Here is a 20,180-nt window from a genome sequence, read left to right as displayed (position 1 = left end):
ATCGCCCACCGTCTTGGTCATGATCAGATGAACATGTCCACCGGCACCTTGAAGAACTCCGCCAGCCAACGAATCTGCCGAACGTTCAGCTGGCGTTTTCCACTCAGGATTTCTGAGACAACCGATTGAGCGCCTACGCCAGGCAGATCACTTTGCGTCAAACCATGCTCCTGCATCATTGACCGCAGTACATCAACTCCGCTCGCCTCAGGTATAGGCCAATGCTCTAAGTCGTAGGCCTCAACCCAGTCACCGATGATATCGACCAGCCCCATCAGCGGATGGGTTTCATCTTCCCCCACGATATCCAGCAATTCGTCGAGCGCCTCTACCAACAGATCGTAATCAGCCTCGGTTTTCGGCTTACGCAACAAGGGGGACACGAACTGCCAATGCTCGGCAACCTGCTCGATCAATACACTCATTTTTCCCATTACTCCTTCCATTTACCCTTGTCGTATTCACGATGGTCCAAAATATGCCGGATATAGAGGCGCTGCATTCGATAGCGCACGATGGCAACAAGGCGGAGCTTGTTACCTCCAATATTGAACACATGCAGTGCCCCAACTTTATCCACAGCAGGGAAAACTGCTCTCAACGTCGCAAAATCTTCAGGGCTGATGACTTTGACCTTACGATGCCACTCATCCAGAGCACTCGCTGAGTGAGGCCATTTTTCCTTGGCATTTCGTATTTGCTTCGCACTGATCACTCGCATGCAACATCCCTATCGCATCTTGCTATGAAGGTTAAACCCGAACGCTGACTATCGCAATTTGCTATAGAACCGATCGGACCGGTGGTGCCTTGTCGAACACGCTTTCACAGCCTAGATAGGCACGCGTAATCGGCGCGCAAAAATCTGTGAGCATATGCAACGTCGCTTAGAACTTGATAACACCTGCGCCCGACTCCACATTGAGCTCCACTGACTGCTTTCGTTGGAGCCCCACCATGTCCGAACCTCTTGTAATCCCCTGCCCCCACTGCAACGGGCTCAACCGCATCCCTGGTGAACGCCTGGGTGATGCGCCAAAGTGCGGGCGCTGCAAGCAGCCGGTTTTGTTGAAGAAGCCGTTTGAGCTGAAACAAGGCGACTACGCCAGCCAGATCAAAGGCGACCTGCCGTTGCTGGTGGATGTATGGGCCGACTGGTGTGGACCGTGTAAATCGTTTGCGCCGGTGTTCGAGCAGGCGGCCGGGCAGTTGGCGGGCAAGTGCCGGCTGGCCAAGCTGGACAGCGAGGCCAATCAGCAGTTGTCGGCGCAGTTGGGGATTCGCTCGATTCCCAGTTTGATTCTGTTCAAGAACGGTCGCGAAGTGGCGCGCCAGAGTGGGGCGTTTCCGTTGCCGCAGTTGATGGCGTGGTTACGCAGCCAGGGCATTTGACACCCGACCTGTAGGAGCCGGCTTGCCGGCGATGGCGTTCTTGAGGGCGCCATCGCCGGCAAGCCGGCTCCTACAGTGAGGCATTCCAGCGTTAGGCCACGGGTGTTTCGCGGTCCATCATCTGGCCGACCAGCAATACGCCCAGTTCGCTTAATTGGTGGATTGCCAGGGCTACGTCGCGGTGTTCGCCGGTGAGATCGTTGGACAGGTTGAGCAACAGGGTGCGAACGGATGAGAAGGTTTCGTAGCTGTTGAGGACCAGGGTTTCGGTGGGGAGGTTGGGGGTGACGGTATAAAGGTTAACCATGGATCGTCTCCGAGCAGGAGCCGCAACCGACCGCTACTAAACGGGGGTGGCAGCTGTACGCAGGTTAGTAGACCGGGAGACGCAACCGGCGCGCTCAAGAGCGCCCTCCGTACAGCCACCATCAAATTCAGGAAGGTCCTGATCGACGATTTTGCTGTACGTCTCAACACGGGCTACTAAACCCGACCACTGAGAATTCAGCGGCCCGAGAACCTTAAGAGAAGCCCATCCAGACGCACAAGCCGGGCGATTCTGGCTTACCTGTAGGCATCGTTACAAGGCATAACCCCATTGCCAGACCCGTCCTACAGCCTCTGTGGGACAAATCCAGCGGCTGGAATGCAGAACCAAGTGTGGGAGCTGGCTTGCCTGCGATGCAGGCGACTCGGTCTGCCTGATACACCGAGGCGATGCGATCGCAGGCAAGCCAGCTCCCACACTGATCGCATTTCAAACTCAGATCCGCGCTGCCTTTCAGATCACGCGTTTTCCAGCAGGTTATGCAGCTCCACAAATTGCTGTGTGAGCTTATGCCGTGGGTCCAGGTGGATCAGCGGCTTGCTCTCCTGGTGCGATTCACGCATGCGTACGGAACTGGCCAGGTACACCGGCAACACCGGCAGGCCCTCAGCAATCAACTCATCCAGCATCTGCTGCGGCAGGCTCGCCCGGGCCTGGAACTGGTTGACCACGATGCCTTCCACTTCAAGGCCTTCGTTGTGGTCCTCCTTCAATTCTTCGATTTCCGCCAGCAGACCATACAGGGCCTGGCGCGAGAAGCTGTCGCAATCAAAGGGGATCAGCACACGATCAGCGGCAATTAGCGCCGAAACCGCATAAAAATTCAGGGCTGGCGGTGTATCCAGGTAGATCCGGTCGTAATCCTCGCTCAGATCATCCAGCAGCTTTCTCAGCTTGTTGATCTTGTGCTTGGCCTCAAGCTTGGGCTGCAGGTCGGCCAACTCCGGGGTCGCGGTGATGACGTGCAGGTTGTCGAACGGGGTTTCGTAGATATCTACCTTGTTCTTCTTGGAAAATGGCCCGGAAGACAGGGTTTGCTTGAAAAAATCCGCGATACCCATGGGGATATCGTCGCCGGTCAGCCCCGTGAGGTACTGGGTTGAGTTGGCTTGTGCATCGAGGTCCACCAACAGGGTTCGATAACCTTCGCTGGCGCTGACTGCCGCCAGGTTGCAGGCAATGCTGGACTTGCCAACGCCGCCTTTCTGATTGAACACCACACGCCGCATGGAAAAACCTCCGTGTATCAATGAATATCCGAGTGTAGAGGGCAAAAGCGCCTGTTAGCTACCTCGTTCATCCATGCACTGCTGCATCACGGGCGATTGGTGACCTGTCTTTAATACGCAGCCGACAGATTAAAAAGAACGGTCCGACAATCCAATCAGTCCTCTGGTAAAGGACAATCTGTAAATCCTTTCCACTATTTTGTAATCAACCGTGCACAAATTTTTACCAAAGTTTGCTAGAACCCCACGGCACCGGGATAATGCGCGCCATTCGACTATTGTTCCCTGTCCCGGTATTCGGGGCCAAAAGTCGCACATGGAAGCCCGCAGGGGCGGGATAACTTCTCAGTGATCAATTTCAACATCGCCCAATGGCGCGCCTGGGCCCCTGGGCTCGATAGCGTGGACGACTGGCGCGCCTGGTGCCTGGCCCCGATGTTGCTGCCTGCCAGCGAAGCCTGTCCCGATGTGTCATTCCTGCCGGCCATGCAACGCCGCCGCCTGAACCGCCTGGCACGCATGGCGTTCAGCGTGGGCTGGCCACTGGCCGAGGGTTTGCAGGACCTGCCGCTGGTGTTTATCTCCCGGCATGGCGAGACCCCGCGCACCCTCGACATCCTCAGCGACCTGGCCAACGACCAGCCACTGTCGCCCACCCAGTTCAGCCTGTCGGTGCATAACGCGGTAATTGGCCTGTGGTCGATCCTGCGCAATGAAACCAGCGAAATGACTGCCCTCGCCGCCGCGGGCGACGGTTTGGAACATGGCATGCTCGAAGCCGCCGCGCTGCTCAACGAAGGTGCCCCGGCCGTATTGCTGGTGATCACTGAAGAACAGCCGCCCGAAGCCTACGCCAGCTGGATCCACGACGTGCCGTTCCCCTACGCCCTCGGCCTGTTGCTGACACCGGGCGACGAGTGGCAACTGGAACTCGGTACCGGCACTGTCCAACCCACTCAAACCCAGTGGCCCCACGCCCTGAACCTGCTGCGCACCCTGCTCACCGAACAGGTCGCCTGCCAACATGCCTGGAAGAACCGTGTATGGAACTGGCAACGCAAGCCCTGAACGAGAAACCACGGGACGCCTACTATTGGCGCCTGTTCGCCACCGCCGCCAGCTTCGCGCTGTTCGGCTTCGGTGGGCTGTGCCTGCGTTTACTGGTGTTCCCGCTGCTCAGTTGTCTGCCAGGGGACGCTGCAAAACACCGCAGCCGCGCCCGTCACACGATCAGTTGGCTGTTCTGGTTCTTTATTCGCCTGATGCAGCGCGCCGGCGTGCTCACCTACAGTGTCGAAGGCGCGGAAAAACTCGGCCGCCCTGGCCAGATGATCATCGCCAACCACCCGTCCTTGATCGACGTGGTGTTCCTGATCGGCCTGGTGCGCCAGGCCAACTGCGTGGTCAAGCAGAGCCTGTGGCAGAACCCCTTCACCCGTGGGCCGGTGCGCGACGCGGGCTATATCAGCAACGACGGCAGTGCCGAGATGCTCGATGCGGCGGCGGATGCCCTGCGCAGCGGCCAGACCCTGATCATCTTTCCCGAAGGAACCCGCACCACACCCGGCGCGGCGCCTGCCTTTCATCGCGGCGCCGCCGCCATTGCGCTGCGCGGTGCGACAATCATCACCCCCGTGGTGATCAAGGTCAGCCCCACCACGCTGACCAAGGCCGAACCCTGGTATCGCATCCCAAAATGCCGCGTGCACTTCAGTTTGCGCGTGGGTGCCGATATAGAACCACAGGCGTTCGCAACACTGGGCCCCGCGCCCCAGGCCTCACGCAAGCTCAACGATTACCTGCATCACTATTTTATTAAGGAGCTCGCCGAAGATGAGCGACCAACACCGCCTTGAGCACGACATAAAGACGCTGATCATCGAGGCCCTGGGCCTGGAAGACATCAGCGTCGACGACATCGGCAGCGAGCAAACCCTGTTCGGCGAAGGCCTCGGCCTGGATTCGGTAGACGCCCTGGAACTGGGCCTGGCGATCCAGAAAAAGTACGGCATCAAGATCGATGCCGACGCCAAGGACACCCGCAATCACTTCACCAACGTGGCCAGCCTTGCGGCGTTCGTCACGGCCAGACAGGCAGCTTGAGACCGGACCATGCAAACTCGTGACGATATTTTCAACACCCTGCGCGACGCCTTGGTGGAACTGTTTGAACTGCCGCCGGAACGCGTCACCCTTGACGCCAACCTGTACCAGGACCTGGAAATCGACAGCATCGATGCCGTCGACTTGATCGACCATATCAAGCGCCAGACCGGCAAGAAGATCGCCGCCGAAGAGTTCAAGGCCGTGCGCACCGTGAACGACGTGGTTGAGGCGGTGTACCGTCTGGTCACGCCTGCCGCATGAGCCGGCTGATCGGCCTTGGCCTGTTGTTGGCGGGGCTGCTGTACCCCTTTGCGGTGTATTACGGCACCGAACACTTCGCCCCGTGGCAATTCGGCCTGCTGCTGGGCAGCCTGTGGCTATTGCGTGCACTGACCGGTGCGCGACGCCCCGGCAGCCGCTGGATGGCGCTGGCGGTGATCTTGTTTTGCCTGCTGCTGGCCTGGTTCGATAACCCGCACTTGCTGCGCTGGTACCCGAGCCTGGTCAGTGGGTTCATGTTGGCGTTGTTCGGCTTGAGTCTCAAATACGGCCCGCCGATGGTCGAGCGCCTGGCGCGCATGACCGACCCGGTGCTGCCCCCGCATGCCATCGTGTATACCCGCCAGGTCACCGTGGTGTGGAGCGTGTTTTTTCTGTGTAATGGCCTGCTCGCCGCCGCCCTCACCCTGTGGGCGCCGCTGAGCTGGTGGACGTTGTACAACGGCCTGATCGCCTACGGGCTGATGGGGCTGTTGTTTGCCGTGGAATGGCTGGTACGACAAAGGGTTCGAGGCCGCGTATGAATGGGTTGAAACTTGAGCACTTGCTGCTTGAGCCGCTGGAACAGCGTCCGGTCACCACCGAACCTGCAATGAATCATGCCCAATTATGGGAGCATTCCCTGAGCCTGGCCGCAGGCCTGCAAGCGCGCGGTATCCAGCGCCTGGCCGTGTACCTGGAAGACGCCGGCCTGCTGGCGATTGCCCTGCTGGGCGCGTGGCGGGCCGGAGTCAGCGTGCTGCTGCCCGCCGACTTGCAACCTCAGACCCGCCAACGCTGGGATGAGGCCGTCGATGCCTGGCTGACCGAAACGACAGACCTGGACGCGTTGTACCAGGCGCCACTGAGCGCTGCGGCATTCGATCTGGACGCTTGCCAACTGAGCCTGTGCACCTCCGGCTCCAGCGGCGAACCCAAGCGCATCGACAAAAACCTGCGCCAACTGGCCAACGAAGTCGAGGCCCTGGAAACCCTGTGGGGCCCTAGCCTCAAGGACGCCTGCATCATCGGCAGCGTCGCAACCCAGCATATCTACGGCTTGTTGTTCCGCGTGCTGTGGCCGCTGTGCGCCGGCCGCACCTTTGTGCGCAAGCAACTGGCCTTCCCTGAAGACATGCAGCGCGCCAGCCGCGAGCACGCGCACTTTGCCTGGGTCGCCAGCCCGGCGCTGCTCAAGCGCATGGGCGACAACCTTGACTGGCCGACGCTGAGCCAGGTGTCGCGGGTATTTTCATCCGGCGGCGCGCTGCCCGTAGAAGCCGCCGGCAGCCTGTACGACCGCTTGCAACAATGGCCGACCGAGATCCTCGGCAGCTCGGAAACCGGTGGCATTGCCTGGCGCCAGGGTGCGCAGCCGTGGCAGCCGTTTGCCGACGTGCAACTGAGCCAGGACGCCGACGGCGCCCTGCGCATCGCCTCGCCTTACCTGCCTGAGGGGCATGTCGAGCAAACCGCCGACGCGGCACGCATCCATGCCGATGGCCGTTTCGAGTTGCTCGGCCGCCTGGATCGCATCGTCAAGCTGGAAGAAAAACGCATCTCACTGCCCATGCTGGAACACGCATTGATGGACCACCCCTGGGTCGCGGAAACCCGCCTGGGCGTGGTGCAGGAAAACCGCGCGTCACTCGGCGCGCTGGTGGTGCTGAGCGTCGAGGGGCTGCATGCCTTGCGCAATCAGGGACGACGCACGCTCACCCAGACCCTGCGCCAGCATCTGAGCCAACATTGCGAAGCCCTGGCGTTGCCGCGCCGCTGGCGGTTGTTGAGACAGTTGCCCCTGAACAGCCAAGGCAAACTGCCCCAGGCCGATATCGAGGCGCTGCTGCTGGCGGCCCGCCCGAAGGCGCCGGAAGTGCTGGAGCAGGTTGAAGCCGACGGCGAATGGACCTTGCAACTGAGCGTGCCGCCAGACCTGGCCTATTTCAGCGGACACTTCCCGGTCACGCCGGTGCTGCCGGGGGTGGTACAGGTGGAATGGGCCTTCAAACTGGGCCAGCAACTGCTCGATCTGCCGCCGACCTTTGCTGGCATGGAAGTGCTCAAGTTCCAGCAATTGGTGCGCCCTGGCGATGCGATCGAACTGCACCTGCGCTTTGATGCGCAACGCGGCAAGTTGTACTTCGCCTACCGCAATGGCGTTGCGGCGTGTTCCAGTGGCCGGATTCAACTGGAGCCCGCGCATGCATAACCCCTGCGCCCTGATCCCGGTCTACAACCACGAAGCCGCCGTACCGGCCGTGGTCCGCAGCCTACTGGACAGCGGCCTGCCCTGCCTGCTGGTCGACGACGGCAGCAGCCCCGCCTGCGCGGCCGTACTGGCGCAATTGGCGACGCTGGATAACGTCACCCTGCTGACCTTGCCCAGCAATAAGGGCAAGGGCGGTGCCGTCATGGCCGGTTTCCGCGAAGCTGCACGCCAGGGCTTCAGCCATGCCTTGCAAGTCGACGCCGACGGCCAACATGACCTGCGCGAAGTCGAGACCTTCCTCGACACCTCACGCCGGCATCCCGATGCCGTTATCTGCGGCTACCCCGAATACGACGACAGCGTGCCCAAAGGCCGCCTGTACGCGCGCTACCTGACCCACGTGTGGGTATGGATCAACACCTTGTCGCTGCAGATCCGCGACTCCATGTGCGGCTTTCGCGTATACCCGCTGCCCCCGGTGCTAGCACTGATGGACTCGGCCTACATCGGCACACGCATGGATTTCGACTCCGACATCCTGGTGCGCCTGGCTTGGCGCAACCAGCCGATGCGCTGGCTGCCAACCCAGGTGCATTACCCGGCTGACGGCCTGTCGCACTTCCGGCTGTTCCGCGACAACGTACGCATCTCCGCCATGCACACCCGGTTGTTCTTCGGCATGTTGGTGCGCGCGCCGATGATCCTGTGGCGACGGTGGCAGGCATGAGTGACAGCACCAAGCACTGGGCCGACCGCGAGGAGCGCGGCAGCTATTGGCTGATGAAGCTCACGGCATTCGCCGCCAAGGTCCTTGGCCGTCGGCTGCTGAGCCCGCTGCTGTACGGCATCGTGTTGTACTTCTTCCTGTTCGGCCGCACCGCGCGCCAGAGCGCCTGGCAGTACCAGCAGCGCCTGGCCGACTGGAGCGGGCGCGACGAACTGCGCCCCAGCCAGTGGAAAGTCTTCGGCCAGTTCATGGCGTTTGCCGACTCGCTGCTCGACAAGCTCGACGTGTGGAACGGCAAGCTGCGCCTGGAGCAGATCGAGATCAACGATCCGGCGCAATTGCGCGGGCAACTGCGCGGCGAGCGCGGGCAGATGCTGGTGGGCGCACACCTGGGCAACCTGGAAGTGTGCCGCGCGCTCGCCGAGATTGGCGAGCAGGTCACCATGAACGTACTGGTGCACACCAAGCACGCCGAGCAATTCAATCGCCTGCTGGGCGAAGCCGGGGCGACCCACTTGCGTCTGATCCAGGTCAGCGAGTTGGACCCGGCTACCATGTTGCTGCTCAGCCAGCGCCTGGACGACGGCGAATGGCTTGCCATTGCCGGCGACCGCGTGCCGCTGCACGGCGGGCGCACGGTGCGCGTGGATTTCCTCGGCCATGACGCGGCCTTCCCCCAAGGCCCGTGGCTGCTGGCCGGCCTGCTCAAATGCCCGGTGAACCTGCTGATGTGCCTCAAGCACACAGGCCGCTATCGCCTGAGCATTGAGCCTTTCGCCGAAATGATCGAATGGAAGCGCAACACCCGCGAGCAGGTCATAGCCCTGTGGACCGCGCGCTACGCTGCACGGCTGGGCCAGTTCTGCCTGGAAGCGCCCCAACAATGGTTCAACTTTTACCCTTTCTGGAAGACCGATGACGACGCATCTTGAGCCGGTAACCTTTGGCGAACGCGCTTTGCGCATCGAAGACGTGTTGGCCCTGGCCAACCGTCAGGCGCCGACCCACTTGCAGGGCGACGCCGCGTATCGCCAGCGCATTGCCAAGGGCGCGCAGTTCCTCGACTCGCTGCTGGACAAGGAAGGCGTGATCTACGGCGTGACCACCGGCTACGGCGACTCGTGCGTGGTGGCGGTGCCGTTGCAGCACGTCGAAGCGCTGCCGCGTCATCTGTACACCTTCCACGGTTGCGGCTTGGGCAAGTTGCTCGACGCCCAGGCCACCCGCGCGGTGCTGGCGGCTCGATTGCAGTCGCTGTGCCATGGCGTGTCCGGGGTGCGCGTGGAGTTGCTGGAACGCCTGCACGCCTTCCTTGAACACGATGTGCTGCCGCTGATCCCGGAAGAAGGCTCGGTGGGCGCCAGCGGTGATCTGACCCCGCTGTCCTACGTGGCCGCGACCCTGTCCGGCGAACGGGAAGTGATGTTCCGTGGCGAACGGCGCCAGGCGGCCGACGTGCACCGCGAACTGAGCTGGGAGCCGCTGGTGTTGCGTCCGAAAGAAGCCCTGGCGCTGATGAACGGCACCGCCGTGATGACCGGCTTGGCCTGCCTGGCCTTCGCCCGCGCCGACTACCTGCTGCAACTGGCCACGCGCATCACTGCGCTGAACGTGGTGGCGCTGCAGGGCAACCCGGAACACTTCGACGAACGCCTGTTCGCCGCCAAGCCGCACCCTGGGCAGATGCAAGTCGCCGCCTGGCTGCGCAAGGACCTGGCCATCGACGCGCCGACCGCGCCGTTGCATCGCCTGCAAGACCGTTACTCGCTGCGCTGTGCTCCCCACGTCCTTGGCGTGCTGGCTGACAGCCTGAACTGGCTGCGTTCGTTTATCGAGATCGAACTGAACAGCGCCAACGACAACCCGATCATCGACGCTGAAGAAGAGCGCGTGCTGCACGGTGGGCATTTCTACGGCGGGCATATCGCCTTCGCCATGGACAGCCTCAAGACCCTGGTCGCCAACGTCGCCGACCTGCTCGACCGCCAGCTCGCGCTGCTGGTGGACGTGCGTTACAACCACGGCCTGCCGAGCAACCTGTCCGGCGCGCCGGCTGATCGCGCCATGATCAACCACGGCTTCAAGGCCGTGCAGATCGGCACCAGCGCCTGGACCGCCGAAGCCTTGAAAAATACGATGCCGGCCAGCGTGTTCTCACGCTCCACCGAGTGCCACAACCAGGACAAAGTGAGCATGGGCACCATCGCCGCCCGCGATGCGATCCGTGTGTTGGAGCTGACCGAACAGGTCGCCGCCGCCACGCTGCTCGCCGCCAATCAGGGTGTCTGGCTGCGGGCCCAGGCTGAGGATGCGCGACCGTTGCCACCCGCATTGGCGGCGATGCACGACGATCTGGCCAAGGACTTCCCACCCGTCATCGAAGACCGCGCCCTCGAAGGCGAGTTGCGCCTTTGCCTGCAACGCATTGCCGAGCAACACTGGAGGCTGCATGCGTAGCCAGGGCGTGCTGCATTGCGACACTGAAATCCTCGTGCCGTTTTTTGACGTCGACACCATGAACGTGGTGTGGCACGGGCATTACGTGAAGTACCTGGAAGTGGCGCGCTGCGCGCTGCTGGACAAGATCGGGCATAACTACACGGCAATGCTCGAATCCGGCTACGCCTGGCCGGTGATCGACATGCAGCTGCGCTACGTGCGTGGCGCGGTGTTCGGCCAGACCCTCAACGTGCGCGCCAGCCTGGTGGAGTGGGAGAACCGTTTGAAGGTCAATTACCTGATCACTGACCTCGCCAGCGGCGAGCGCCTGACCCGCGCCAGCACCGTGCAGGTGGCGGTGGAAATCGCCAGCCGCGAGATGCAGTTGGCCTCCCCCAAAGTATTCACCGACGCCGTCGAAAGGGCCCTGAAATGAGACCCCCTGTAGGAGCCGGCTTGCCGGCGAAAATCGTCAACGATAACGCGGGCTGCCTGACACTGCGCAGCGCCCTCAGGTTTTTCGCGAGCAAGCTCGCTCCTACAGGGATCGGGTTGTTGCTGAGCTTCTGTGCCCATGCTTTTGACTTGCAGCAGCTGAGCGACCAGCTTGCAAAACCCTCAGTGATCCACGGCAGCTTCACCCAGGAAAAACACCTGCGCGCCCTGCCCCAGCCCTTGGTCAGCAAAGGCACCTTCGTCCTCGCCAAGGACCACGGCCTGCTGTGGCTGCTGAAAACCCCACTGCAACAGGACTACCGGATCAGCGCCCACGGTATCGCCCGGCGTGACGCCAATGGTTGGCAACTGCTGCCGAACAAGAGCGCCGGCGCTGAGCAGAATCGCCTGTTCCTCGCCGTGCTCCAGGGCGACAGCAGCGGCTTGCAGCGTGACTTCGAATTGCAACTGCAAGGCGAGGCGAAGCAATGGAAGCTCACGCTGATCCCGCGCTCACTGTTGCTCAAGCAGGTTTTCACCCAGATCAACATCGACGGCGGTGACTTGGTGCAGACCATCGAACTGTTGGAAACCCAAGGCGACAGCACTGTGTTGCGCATGCAGGACAGCACCGCCGGCCAACCCCTGAGCGAAGCGGAGCAACACGACTTTGCCCAGTGAGCGCCTGCTGCCGCGCCTGTTCCTGATCCTGCTGGTGGCCGTGCTGGCCCTGGCCGGCTGGCAGTGGCGCCATGGCGCGCCGTTGTCGGCCAACCTGATGGAACTGGTACCGGGCAACACGCCGGACGCCCTGGAACAGCAAGCCGAACAGCGCATGCAGGAACCGCTGAACCGCGAGATGCTGGTGCTGGTGGGCCATGCCGACCGCCAGCAAGCCGTGGCAGTCGCCCAACAATTGGGCGAGCGCTGGCAGGCCAGTGGGCTGTTTGAAAAAGTGCAGTGGAACCTGCAAGCCGACTTGCCGGCACTGCGCGAGCAACTGCTGCGCGGGCGCCTGGCGATGCTCTCGGCCAAGGACCGCGAGCAATTGATCGAACAGCCCGACGCGTTTATCCAACAGCGCGTGCAAGCGCTGTTCGACCCCTTTAGCGGCTTCAGCCTGGTGCCCAGCCAGGATGACTGGCTGGGCCTCACCGGGCGCATCCAGAACAGCCAGCCGCAACACGGCTCGGTGCAGTTGGATATCGGCAGCGGCGCGTTGATCGCCGATGCCGACGGCAAGAGCTGGGTGCTGCTGCGTGCGCGCACCACCGGCAATGCCTTCGACATGAACCTGCCGCTGCAAGTGGCGGACCTGCTTCAGGCGAGTCGCGCGCAAGCCAGCGAACACGGCGCGCAACTACTCGCCGCCAGCGGCTTGCTCTACGCCGCCAATGGTCAGCAGCAAGCCACGCGCGAAATCACCTGGGTCGGCGGCGGCGCAACCATCGGCATCCTGCTGTTGCTGTTGCTCGCCTTCCGCCGCTGGCGCGTGTTGCTGGCCTTTGTACCGGTGCTGGTGGGCATGCTGTTTGGCGCGGTGGCCTGTGTGGCACTGTTCGGCCATATGCACGTGATGACGCTGGTGCTGGGTTCCAGCCTGATCGGCGTGGCGGTGGATTACCCGCTGCACTACTTGTCGAAAAGCTGGAGCATGAGCCCGTGGCGCAGTTGGCCGGCGTTGCGCATCACCTTGCCGGGCTTGAGCTTGAGCCTGGCGACCAGCTGTATCGGTTACTTGGCGCTGGCCTGGACGCCGTTCCCGGCGTTGACGCAAATCGCCATCTTCTCAGCCGCAGGCTTGGTCGGCGCCTACCTGTCCGCCGTGTGCCTGTTGCCGGCGCTGCTCAAGGGCGTCGAGTTGCGCCCGGCACAATGGCCGCTGCGCATCGCGCAATGCCTGTGGCTGCTACGCGCCTCATTGCTCAAGCGCGTGCCGAGCCCGGTGCTGCTGGCCTTGCTGCTGCTGTTTTGCGCCGGTGGCCTGTGGCACCTGAACAGCAAAAACGATATCCGCCAATGGATCGGCGCGCCGCCACAATTACTGCAAGAAGCGCAGGCCGTGGCGCGGATCACCGGGTTCCAGCCCACCAGCCAGTTCTTCCTGGTGCGGGCGGACAACCAGCAACAGTTGCTAGAGCGTCAGAGCGCGTTGGCGCAGCGCCTGGATCAATTGGTGAATATGGACAAGCTCCAGGGCTACCTGGCGCTCAATCAACTGGTCAGCCAGCCCGCCGAGCAACAGCAACTGCGTGATGCGCTGAACAACCTGCCACAACACTGGCAGCCGCTGCTCGACCTCGGCGTACCCGCCAGCGCCCTGCAAGCCGAAGTCGCGCACCTGCAAGCGCTGCCTACCCAAGATATCGACGCTGCGCTGGCCGGCCCGATGGCCGAGCCTTGGCGCACGCTGTGGCTCGGTAAGGTCGATGGCGGCGTGGCGGCCATGGTCAGCCTGCAAGGCTTGAACAACCCCGCCTTGCTACGTGTGCAGGCGCTGGACTTACCCGGTGTGCAACTGGTGGACCGCCTGGCCGACTTGAACCGGGTGTTCGCCGACACACAGATCAGCGCCGCTGAACTGAAGTTGATGTCCTGCGTGTTGATCGTACTGTTGCTGATCCTGCCGTTCGGCTTCGGCGGTGCCTTGCGTATCGTCGCGCTGCCGCTGCTGGCGGCCCTGTGCAGCCTGGCCAGCCTTGGATGGCTGGGCCAGCCGCTGACACTGTTCAGTCTGTTCGGCCTGCTACTGGTCACGGCCATCAGCGTCGACTACGCGATCCTGATGCGCGAGCAAATCGGCGGCCCTGCGGTCAGTCTCTTGGGCACCTTGTTGGCAGCGTTGACGACCTGGCTGTCGTTTGGACTGCTTGCGGTGTCCAGTACACCGGCAGTGAGTAATTTCGGCTTATCGGTCAGCCTGGGGCTGGCATTCAGCTTTATGCTGGCACCCTGGGCCGGGCAACAGAAGCACGCCTTATGAATGTGATTATCGCCAATGTGGCAAGGAGCCCTCGTGCCCACAGTTGAAATGGAACGTCGCCAGGTGGTGGTGATCGGTGCCGGTCCGTCCGGGGCCATCGCCGCCGCGCTGTTAAAGCGCAAAGGGCATGATGTATTGATCATCGAGCGCCAGCATTTCCCACGGTTCTCGATCGGCGAAAGCCTGCTGTCGCACTGCATCGATTTCATCGAAGAAGCCGGCATGCTCGACGCCGTACAGGCCGCAGGGTTCCAGGTGAAAACCGGCGCCGCGTTCGCCTGGGGCGAGCGCTACAGCGCATTTGATTTCAGTGACACTTTCAGCAACGGCAAGCCGACCACCTTCCAGGTGCAGCGCGGCGAGTTCGACAAGTTGCTGGCCGATCAGGCCGCCAAGCAAGGTGTGGAGATCCGCTACGGCGAAACTATCGTCGGCGTGGATTTCAGCGGCGAGAGCCGCTACCTGCATGTGCGCCTTGAGAACGGCAGCGACTACCACCTCAAGGCCAAGTTCGTACTCGACGCCAGCGGCTATGGCCGCGTGCTGCCGCGTCTGCTGGATCTGGATCTGCCGTCCGACTTCCCCGTACGCCAAGCCGTGTTCACCCACGTCGAAGACCGCATCGAACATCCCGGCTTTGATCGCACCAAGATTCTGGTGACCACCCATCCGACCCAGCGTGACATCTGGTTCTGGACCATTCCGTTCAGCAACGGGCGTTGTTCGGTGGGCGTAGTCGCGGCCAAGGAGCATTTCGACGGTCGCGATGGCGACCTCGACGCCTGCCTGCGCGGCTTTATCGCCGAAACCCCGAGCCTTGCCGGCGTGCTGCAAAACGCCGTGTGGGACACCCCGGCGCGCACCCTCGGTGGCTACGCAGCCAACGTCAAAACCCTGCACGGACCGGGCTTCGCGCTGCTGGGCAATGCGGCGGAATTCCTCGACCCGGTGTTTTCTTCCGGGGTGACCATCGCCATGCGTTCAGCGAGCATGGCGGCCGCTGTGTTGCACCGTCAGCTCAAGGGCGAAACCGTGGACTGGGAGAACGAGTTTGCCGTGCCCTTGAAACGCGGCGTGGACACCTTCCGCTGCTACGTCGAAGGCTGGTACGCCGGGACGTTCCAGGATGTGATCTACCACCCGGACAGCTCGTCGGAGATTCGCCGGATGATCAGCTCGATCCTCGCCGGCTACGCGTGGGATGAGCGCAACCCGTTTGTCAGCGAGCCCAAGCGGCGGTTGCGGATGTTGTCGGAGATTTGTGCGAGTGAGCCGGTATGAGCAGTCAGTACTTAAGTAAGAACTACGTCGAAGAAACCAGGTTCGGCTTCTGGTTCCTGCGCAGCCACACCTGGCAGCACCATGTGCTGCGCGTGGCGATCAACGACCTGCGCAGCCTGTTTACCGACCCGTTGCCCGAGGCCCCGGTACTGCTGGACGCCGGTTGCGGCCAAGGCAAATCGTTCCAATACTTGCAGCAGGTGTTCGCTCCCGAGCGCCTGATCGGCCTGGATGCCGACCCGCACAGCCTGGAACTGAGCCGCGAAGAAGCTCAGCGCCAAGGCTTGGCCATCGAGCTGATCGGCAGCGACTGCGCCACCTTGCAAGTGCCGGACGAAAGCGTCGATATCCTGTTCTGCCACCAGACCTTTCACCACCTGGTCGAGCAGCACCGCGCGCTCAAGGAGTTCTACCGTGTGCTCAAGCCGGGCGGTTATCTGCTGTTTGCAGAATCCACCGAAGCCTATATCGACACCTGGGTGATTCGCTGGCTGTTCCGCCACCCGATGCATGTGCAGAAAAGCGCCGATGAGTACCTGGATATGCTCCGCGAGCAGGGCTTTGAATTCGGTCCGCAGAACATCTCGTACCCGTACTTGTGGTGGAGCCGCTCCAGCGATTTCGGCCTGCTGGAACGCTGGGGCCTGCGCAAGGCGCCGCCGGTGGGGCAGCGCGAGGAAACCCTGGTCAACTGCGTGGCACGCAAACCCTTAACGAGCGCAGCCCCATGATGCGCATGCTGTTGATCGGCTGCCTGTTGCTGCTGAGCGCCTGCGCCAGCCAGCCGCCGCTGCCGGAGAAAACTCCAACCCTGGCCTTGCCGCTGCAATTGCATGTGCAGCGCCTGGCCGACGGCCAGAGCCAGGACTGGCTGTTGGTGATCCAGCGCGAAAGCGGCGGCATTCGCTGGTCGATGATGGACCCGCTGGGCATTCCCCAGGCCCGACAAAAACTGATCGATGGCGAGTGGCAGGCCGACGGCTTGCTGCCGCCCAATCCCCAGGCGCGCGAGCTGTTTGCCGCGTTGCTGTTTGCCCTGACGTCGGCCGATGACGTGCGCGCGCTCTACCCCAGCGCCCAGGCCATGGACCTGACGCGCACCCTGCCGGGGCATTGGCAGATCGTGTATCAATCGTCCGAGGTCTTCAGCGTGAACATGGCCGGCCAGCCCTTGAGTTACCGCATCACACCGCTTGGAGCCGCTCGATGAGCGCTTACCTCAACGCCCTGGGCGTGATCTGCGCCCTTGGCCGCGGCCAGGACGAGGTCAGCCGCAGCCTGTTTGCCGGGGACTGCTCCGGCATGCGCCCTGAAAGCGGCTGGGTGCCGGAGCGCGTATTGCCGGTGGGCGCCGTGAAAGGCGACTTGGCAATCATCCCGCCCGAGTTGGGCCAGCAAAGCAGCCGCAATAACCAGTTGCTGCTGGAAGCGGCGTTGCAGATCGAAGGCGATATCCGACAGGCGATCCACACCTACGGCGCGTCACGGGTCGGCGTTGTGCTCGGCACCAGCACCTCGGGCATCGACGAAGCCAGTCGGGGCATCGCGCACTTTTTGCGGGAACACCAGTTCCCCGGCGACTACGACTACCAGCAGCAGGAACTCAGCGCTCCGGCGAATTTCCTCGCCGACTGGCTGCAACTGAGTGGCCCGGCCTATGTGATCTCCACCGCCTGCACCTCCAGCGCCCGTGCCTTGATGAGTGCCCAGCGCCTGCTGGACCTGGGCGTGTGCGATGCAGTGATCTGCGGCGGCGTCGACAGCCTGTGCAAGCTGACACTCAACGGTTTCAGCTCATTGGAAGCGGTGTCGAACGAGCGCTGCAATCCGTTCTCGATGAACCGCAACGGCATCAACATCGGCGAAGCGGCCGTGCTGTTTGTGATGAGCAAGGAACCCGCGCCCATCGCCCTGCTGGGCAGCGGCGCCAGTTGCGATGCGCACCATATCTCCGCGCCCGAGCCCACCGGCAAAGGCGCGTTGCAGTCAATGCGCAAGGCCTTGGCCAGCGCCCGATTGCAGCCCGAGCAGATCGGTTACCTGAACTTGCACGGCACCGCCACCCAACATAACGACGCCATGGAAAGCCTGGCCGTCGCCAGCCTGTTCCCGCACGGCGTGGCCTGCTCATCGACCAAACCCATGAGCGGTCACACCCTGGGCGCAGCCGGGGCGCTGGAAGCGGCGTTCTGTTGGTTGAGCCTGGCTCACAACCGCGTCCCACCCCACGTGTGGGACGGCCAGGCCGACCCGGCCCTGCCCGCCTTGCAGTGGGCGCAGGCCGCAGAAACCCTAGGAAAGCGCTGCCTGATGAGCAATTCGTTTGCCTTCGGCGGCAACAACGTCAGCCTGATTATCGGAGAGGCCCCATGATCGATTGGCCACTCGCTGAACTGCTGCCCCATGCGGGCGACATGATCCTGATCGATCAGGTGTTGTCGTTCGATGAAGAGCAGATCCACACCCGCGTCACGGTCAAACCCGGCGGCCTGTTCAACCGCCCGGACGGCAGCCTGCCGGCCTGGGTCGGCATCGAGTTGATGGCGCAAAGCGTCGCCGCCTACGCCGGTTGCCGCGCGCGCCAGAAAGGTGAAGCGGTGGAACTGGGCTTCCTGCTCGGCACACGCAAGTTCGAGTGCAATGTGGAACACTTCCCGGTCGGCGCCGAGCTGGCGATCCACGGCCTGCGCTCTTTGGAAGACGACAATGGCATGGGTGTGTTCGAATGCCACCTGACCGGCGACGGGATCCAGGCCAGCGCCCGCTTGAATGTATTTCGACCGCCCCAGGCGGCCAACTATTTAGATGAATCGAAGGACGTAACGCCATGACTGAATCCGTACTGGTCACCGGCTCCAGCCGTGGCATCGGCCGCGCCATCGCACTGCGCCTGGCTCAGGCCGGGCATGACATCGTGCTGCATTGCCGCAGTGGCCGTAGCGACGCCGATGCAGTGCAGGCCGAGGTTGAAGCCCTGGGCCGCAAGGCGCGGGTGCTGCAATTCGATGTGGCGGATCGTGCTGCGTGCAAGGAAATCCTCGAAGCTGACGTTGAGCAACACGGCGCCTATTACGGCGTGGTGCTCAACGCCGGCCTGACCCGAGACGGCGCCTTCCCGGCCTTGTCGGACGACGACTGGGACGTGGTGATGCGCACCAACCTCGACGGTTTCTACAACGTGTTGCACCCGGTGATGATGCCGATGATTCGTCGTCGCGCGGCCGGCCGCATCGTGTGCATCACCTCGGTTTCCGGGCTGATCGGCAACCGTGGCCAGGTCAATTACAGCGCCTCGAAAGCCGGTTTGATCGGTGCAGCCAAGGCCCTGGCCATCGAGCTGGGCAAGCGCAAGATTACTGTCAATTGCGTCGCTCCGGGCTTGATCGACACCGCCATGCTGGATGAGAACGTGCCGGTGGAAGAACTGATGAAGATGATCCCGGCGCAGCGCATGGGCACGCCGGAAGAGGTGGCCGGCGCGGTGAATTTCCTGATGTCGGCCGAGGCTAGCTACATCACGCGCCAGGTCCTGGCCGTGAATGGAGGCCTGTGCTGATGAAACGCGTCGTCGTCACCGGCATGGCCGGCATGACCTCCCTGGGCAGCGATTGGGACACCATCGCCGCCAACTTCCGCGCCAACCGCAGCGGCATCCGGCGCATGGACGAGTGGGACCGCTTTACCGAACTGAACACGCGCCTAGCCGGGCCGATCGACGATTTTGTCGTGCCCGCACACTGGACGCGCAAACAACTGCGCAGCATGGGCCGGGTGTCGCGCCTTGCGGTGTGGGCGGCAGAGCAGGCGTTGCAGGACGCGGGCTTGCTCGGCGATGAGTCAATCAAGGACGGGCGCATGGGCGTGGCCTGTGGCTCGTCCACCGGCAGCACCGACGAGATCAAGGCGTTCGGCAACATGCTGCTGAACTCGGTGGCCGAGGGGCTGAATGCCAACTCCTACGTGCGCATGATGCCGCACACCACGGCGGCGAATATCAGCATCTTCTTTGGCCTGACCGGGCGGCTGATCCCCACGTCCAGCGCTTGCACCAGCGGCAGCCAAGGCATCGGTTATGCCTATGAAGCAATCAAGTTCGGCCGCCTGCCGTTGATGCTCGCCGGCGGCGCCGAGGAGCTGTGCCCCACTGAGGCCATGGTATTCGATGCGCTTTACGCCACCAGCCTCAAGAACGATGCGCCTCAGACCAGTCCACGTCCCTATGACAGTGGTCGTGACGGTCTGGTGATCGGTGAAGGCGGCGGCATGCTGGTGTTGGAGGAACTGGAGCACGCGTTGGCACGCGGTGCGCATATCCACGCCGAGCTGGTGGGCTTCGGCAGCAACGCCGACGGCCAGCACACTACCCGCCCAGAGCAGAAAACCATGCGCCGCGCGATGGAACTGGCCCTGGAAGATGCCGGGCTTGAGCCATCCGCAATCGGCTACGTGAACGGTCACGGCACCGCCACCGACCAGGGCGATATCGCCGAAACACTGGCGACCAGCAGCCTGTTCGGCAGCCGCATGCCCATCAGCTCACAAAAGAGCTTTCTCGGCCACACCTTGGGCGCGTGCGGCGCGCTGGAGTCGTGGTTCAGCATCGAGATGATGAACCGCGACCAATACGTGCACACCTTCAACCTGGATTCGGTCGACCCGCAATGCGGCGAGCTGGATTACCTGCAAGGTGAATTCCGCGAGATGCACCACGACTACGTGATGAACAACAACTTTGCCTTTGGCGGCGTCAACACCTCGCTGATCTTCCGCCGCTGGTCCTGACTTTCAAA

At 62.6% G+C, this 20,180-nt stretch carries 24 protein-coding genes; 20 read left to right on the top strand and 4 right to left on the bottom strand.

Features of this window, described 5'->3' with window-relative positions; all coding sequences use genetic code 11:
• Positions 1-23 precede the first annotated feature (23 nt).
• Together RB216_RS02115 and RB216_RS02110 are read right to left on the bottom strand one after the other, a co-directional pair.
• Entirely contained in the window at positions 24-425 is a 402-nt protein-coding gene (locus RB216_RS02115) for a helix-turn-helix domain-containing protein (protein ID WP_069078677.1), read from the bottom strand.
• 8 nt (positions 426-433) lie between these two features.
• On the bottom strand, positions 434-721 hold the full coding sequence (locus RB216_RS02110) for a type II toxin-antitoxin system HigB family toxin (RefSeq protein WP_028615451.1): 288 nt from the start codon (positions 719-721) through the stop codon (positions 434-436).
• A 236-nt stretch (positions 722-957) separates the two neighbouring features.
• On the opposite strand from RB216_RS02110, the gene trxC reads away from it, so the two are divergent.
• Entirely contained in the window at positions 958-1,392 is a 435-nt protein-coding gene (gene trxC, locus RB216_RS02105) for a thioredoxin TrxC (protein WP_058423529.1), read from the top strand.
• 91 nt (positions 1,393-1,483) lie between these two features.
• Here trxC and RB216_RS02100 read toward each other — a convergent pair whose 3' ends face one another.
• Positions 1,484-1,699 (bottom strand): DUF6124 family protein, encoded by a 216-nt coding sequence (locus tag RB216_RS02100; RefSeq protein ID WP_028615449.1) that lies wholly within the window; start codon positions 1,697-1,699, stop codon positions 1,484-1,486.
• A gap of 479 nt (positions 1,700-2,178) precedes the next feature.
• Positions 2,179-2,949, bottom strand: coding sequence for a ParA family protein (locus RB216_RS02095; protein WP_028615448.1), 771 nt, complete (start codon positions 2,947-2,949; stop codon positions 2,179-2,181).
• A 348-nt stretch (positions 2,950-3,297) separates the two neighbouring features.
• On the opposite strand from RB216_RS02095, the gene RB216_RS02090 reads away from it, so the two are divergent.
• From RB216_RS02090 to RB216_RS02000, 19 genes are read left to right on the top strand one after another with little or no spacing between them, the layout of a single operon-like run.
• The gene (locus tag RB216_RS02090; protein WP_028615447.1) at positions 3,298-4,017 is read left to right on the top strand and encodes a beta-ketoacyl synthase chain length factor; all 720 of its coding nucleotides are present in this window, start codon (positions 3,298-3,300) and stop codon (positions 4,015-4,017) included.
• Positions 3,993-4,805 (top strand): lysophospholipid acyltransferase family protein, encoded by an 813-nt coding sequence (locus RB216_RS02085; RefSeq protein WP_308908261.1) that lies wholly within the window; start codon positions 3,993-3,995, stop codon positions 4,803-4,805. The genes RB216_RS02090 and RB216_RS02085 overlap by 25 nt, the downstream gene beginning before the upstream one ends.
• Positions 4,783-5,052 (top strand): phosphopantetheine-binding protein, encoded by a 270-nt coding sequence (locus tag RB216_RS02080; RefSeq protein ID WP_014716603.1) that lies wholly within the window; start codon positions 4,783-4,785, stop codon positions 5,050-5,052. Before RB216_RS02085 ends, RB216_RS02080 begins: the two co-directional genes overlap by 23 nt.
• Positions 5,053-5,061: 9 nt before the next feature.
• On the top strand, positions 5,062-5,316 hold the full coding sequence (locus RB216_RS02075; protein ID WP_016979215.1) for an acyl carrier protein: 255 nt from the start codon (positions 5,062-5,064) through the stop codon (positions 5,314-5,316).
• Complete coding sequence (locus RB216_RS02070; protein ID WP_028615445.1) at positions 5,313-5,858, top strand: COG4648 family protein; 546 nt, start codon at positions 5,313-5,315, stop codon at positions 5,856-5,858. Before RB216_RS02075 ends, RB216_RS02070 begins: the two co-directional genes overlap by 4 nt.
• On the top strand, positions 5,855-7,525 hold the full coding sequence (locus RB216_RS02065) for an ApeI family dehydratase (RefSeq protein WP_308908260.1): 1,671 nt from the start codon (positions 5,855-5,857) through the stop codon (positions 7,523-7,525). Before RB216_RS02070 ends, RB216_RS02065 begins: the two co-directional genes overlap by 4 nt.
• Positions 7,518-8,252 (top strand): glycosyltransferase family 2 protein, encoded by a 735-nt coding sequence (locus RB216_RS02060; protein ID WP_308908259.1) that lies wholly within the window; start codon positions 7,518-7,520, stop codon positions 8,250-8,252. Before RB216_RS02065 ends, RB216_RS02060 begins: the two co-directional genes overlap by 8 nt.
• A complete protein-coding gene (locus tag RB216_RS02055; RefSeq protein ID WP_028615442.1) occupies positions 8,249-9,184 on the top strand; it encodes a lysophospholipid acyltransferase family protein in 936 nt (311 codons plus the stop codon). The genes RB216_RS02060 and RB216_RS02055 overlap by 4 nt, the downstream gene beginning before the upstream one ends.
• Positions 9,168-10,709 (top strand): HAL/PAL/TAL family ammonia-lyase, encoded by a 1,542-nt coding sequence (locus tag RB216_RS02050; protein WP_308908258.1) that lies wholly within the window; start codon positions 9,168-9,170, stop codon positions 10,707-10,709. The genes RB216_RS02055 and RB216_RS02050 overlap by 17 nt, the downstream gene beginning before the upstream one ends.
• On the top strand, positions 10,702-11,127 hold the full coding sequence (locus RB216_RS02045; RefSeq protein ID WP_028615440.1) for an acyl-CoA thioesterase: 426 nt from the start codon (positions 10,702-10,704) through the stop codon (positions 11,125-11,127). Before RB216_RS02050 ends, RB216_RS02045 begins: the two co-directional genes overlap by 8 nt.
• Positions 11,124-11,807 carry an outer membrane lipoprotein carrier protein LolA gene (locus RB216_RS02040; protein WP_308908257.1) on the top strand — a complete coding sequence of 228 codons (684 nt, stop codon included), beginning with the start codon at positions 11,124-11,126 and terminating at the stop codon, positions 11,805-11,807. Before RB216_RS02045 ends, RB216_RS02040 begins: the two co-directional genes overlap by 4 nt.
• Positions 11,797-14,109, top strand: a complete 2,313-nt coding sequence (locus RB216_RS02035; protein WP_308908256.1) for an MMPL family transporter — start codon at positions 11,797-11,799, stop codon at positions 14,107-14,109. The genes RB216_RS02040 and RB216_RS02035 overlap by 11 nt, the downstream gene beginning before the upstream one ends.
• Positions 14,110-14,142: 33 nt before the next feature.
• Entirely contained in the window at positions 14,143-15,390 is a 1,248-nt protein-coding gene (locus tag RB216_RS02030) for an NAD(P)/FAD-dependent oxidoreductase (protein ID WP_308908255.1), read from the top strand.
• A complete protein-coding gene (locus RB216_RS02025; RefSeq protein WP_028615436.1) occupies positions 15,387-16,121 on the top strand; it encodes a class I SAM-dependent methyltransferase in 735 nt (244 codons plus the stop codon). The genes RB216_RS02030 and RB216_RS02025 overlap by 4 nt, the downstream gene beginning before the upstream one ends.
• On the top strand, positions 16,118-16,600 hold the full coding sequence (locus tag RB216_RS02020; RefSeq protein ID WP_028615435.1) for a hypothetical protein: 483 nt from the start codon (positions 16,118-16,120) through the stop codon (positions 16,598-16,600). The genes RB216_RS02025 and RB216_RS02020 overlap by 4 nt, the downstream gene beginning before the upstream one ends.
• Entirely contained in the window at positions 16,597-17,763 is a 1,167-nt protein-coding gene (locus RB216_RS02015; protein WP_068937675.1) for a beta-ketoacyl-[acyl-carrier-protein] synthase family protein, read from the top strand. Before RB216_RS02020 ends, RB216_RS02015 begins: the two co-directional genes overlap by 4 nt.
• The gene (locus tag RB216_RS02010; RefSeq protein WP_028615433.1) at positions 17,760-18,221 is read left to right on the top strand and encodes a hotdog family protein; all 462 of its coding nucleotides are present in this window, start codon (positions 17,760-17,762) and stop codon (positions 18,219-18,221) included. Before RB216_RS02015 ends, RB216_RS02010 begins: the two co-directional genes overlap by 4 nt.
• On the top strand, positions 18,218-18,946 hold the full coding sequence (locus RB216_RS02005; protein ID WP_028615432.1) for a 3-ketoacyl-ACP reductase FabG2: 729 nt from the start codon (positions 18,218-18,220) through the stop codon (positions 18,944-18,946). The genes RB216_RS02010 and RB216_RS02005 overlap by 4 nt, the downstream gene beginning before the upstream one ends.
• Positions 18,946-20,172: a beta-ketoacyl-ACP synthase gene (locus tag RB216_RS02000; protein WP_122685782.1), complete on the top strand. Its 1,227-nt coding sequence runs from the start codon at positions 18,946-18,948 to the stop codon at positions 20,170-20,172. The genes RB216_RS02005 and RB216_RS02000 overlap by 1 nt, the downstream gene beginning before the upstream one ends.
• Positions 20,173-20,180 lie beyond the last annotated feature (8 nt).

The organism is Pseudomonas canadensis (assembly GCF_030980095.1).
Classification (GTDB): Bacteria; Pseudomonadota; Gammaproteobacteria; order Pseudomonadales; family Pseudomonadaceae; genus Aquipseudomonas; species Aquipseudomonas canadensis.
This window is presented reverse-complemented; position numbering and strand designations above follow the sequence as displayed.

Bases quoted from the DNA above. Each gene is read 5' to 3' on its own strand.
- RB216_RS02115 (WP_069078677.1), bottom strand. From the start codon at position 425: ATGAGTGTATTGATCGAGCAGGTTGCCGAGCATTGGCAGTTCGTGTCC.
- RB216_RS02110 (WP_028615451.1), bottom strand. From the start codon at position 721: ATGCGAGTGATCAGTGCGAAGCAAATACGAAATGCCAAGGAAAAATGG.
- trxC (WP_058423529.1), top strand. From the start codon at position 958: ATGTCCGAACCTCTTGTAATCCCCTGCCCCCACTGCAACGGGCTCAAC.
- RB216_RS02100 (WP_028615449.1), bottom strand. From the start codon at position 1,699: ATGGTTAACCTTTATACCGTCACCCCCAACCTCCCCACCGAAACCCTG.
- RB216_RS02095 (WP_028615448.1), bottom strand. From the start codon at position 2,949: ATGCGGCGTGTGGTGTTCAATCAGAAAGGCGGCGTTGGCAAGTCCAGC.
- RB216_RS02085 (WP_308908261.1), top strand. From the start codon at position 3,993: ATGGAACTGGCAACGCAAGCCCTGAACGAGAAACCACGGGACGCCTAC.
- RB216_RS02080 (WP_014716603.1), top strand. From the start codon at position 4,783: ATGAGCGACCAACACCGCCTTGAGCACGACATAAAGACGCTGATCATC.
- RB216_RS02075 (WP_016979215.1), top strand. From the start codon at position 5,062: ATGCAAACTCGTGACGATATTTTCAACACCCTGCGCGACGCCTTGGTG.
- RB216_RS02070 (WP_028615445.1), top strand. From the start codon at position 5,313: ATGAGCCGGCTGATCGGCCTTGGCCTGTTGTTGGCGGGGCTGCTGTAC.
- RB216_RS02065 (WP_308908260.1), top strand. From the start codon at position 5,855: ATGAATGGGTTGAAACTTGAGCACTTGCTGCTTGAGCCGCTGGAACAG.
- RB216_RS02060 (WP_308908259.1), top strand. From the start codon at position 7,518: ATGCATAACCCCTGCGCCCTGATCCCGGTCTACAACCACGAAGCCGCC.
- RB216_RS02055 (WP_028615442.1), top strand. From the start codon at position 8,249: ATGAGTGACAGCACCAAGCACTGGGCCGACCGCGAGGAGCGCGGCAGC.
- RB216_RS02050 (WP_308908258.1), top strand. From the start codon at position 9,168: ATGACGACGCATCTTGAGCCGGTAACCTTTGGCGAACGCGCTTTGCGC.
- RB216_RS02045 (WP_028615440.1), top strand. From the start codon at position 10,702: ATGCGTAGCCAGGGCGTGCTGCATTGCGACACTGAAATCCTCGTGCCG.
- RB216_RS02040 (WP_308908257.1), top strand. From the start codon at position 11,124: ATGAGACCCCCTGTAGGAGCCGGCTTGCCGGCGAAAATCGTCAACGAT.
- RB216_RS02025 (WP_028615436.1), top strand. From the start codon at position 15,387: ATGAGCAGTCAGTACTTAAGTAAGAACTACGTCGAAGAAACCAGGTTC.
- RB216_RS02020 (WP_028615435.1), top strand. From the start codon at position 16,118: ATGATGCGCATGCTGTTGATCGGCTGCCTGTTGCTGCTGAGCGCCTGC.
- RB216_RS02015 (WP_068937675.1), top strand. From the start codon at position 16,597: ATGAGCGCTTACCTCAACGCCCTGGGCGTGATCTGCGCCCTTGGCCGC.
- RB216_RS02010 (WP_028615433.1), top strand. From the start codon at position 17,760: ATGATCGATTGGCCACTCGCTGAACTGCTGCCCCATGCGGGCGACATG.
- RB216_RS02005 (WP_028615432.1), top strand. From the start codon at position 18,218: ATGACTGAATCCGTACTGGTCACCGGCTCCAGCCGTGGCATCGGCCGC.
- RB216_RS02000 (WP_122685782.1), top strand. From the start codon at position 18,946: ATGAAACGCGTCGTCGTCACCGGCATGGCCGGCATGACCTCCCTGGGC.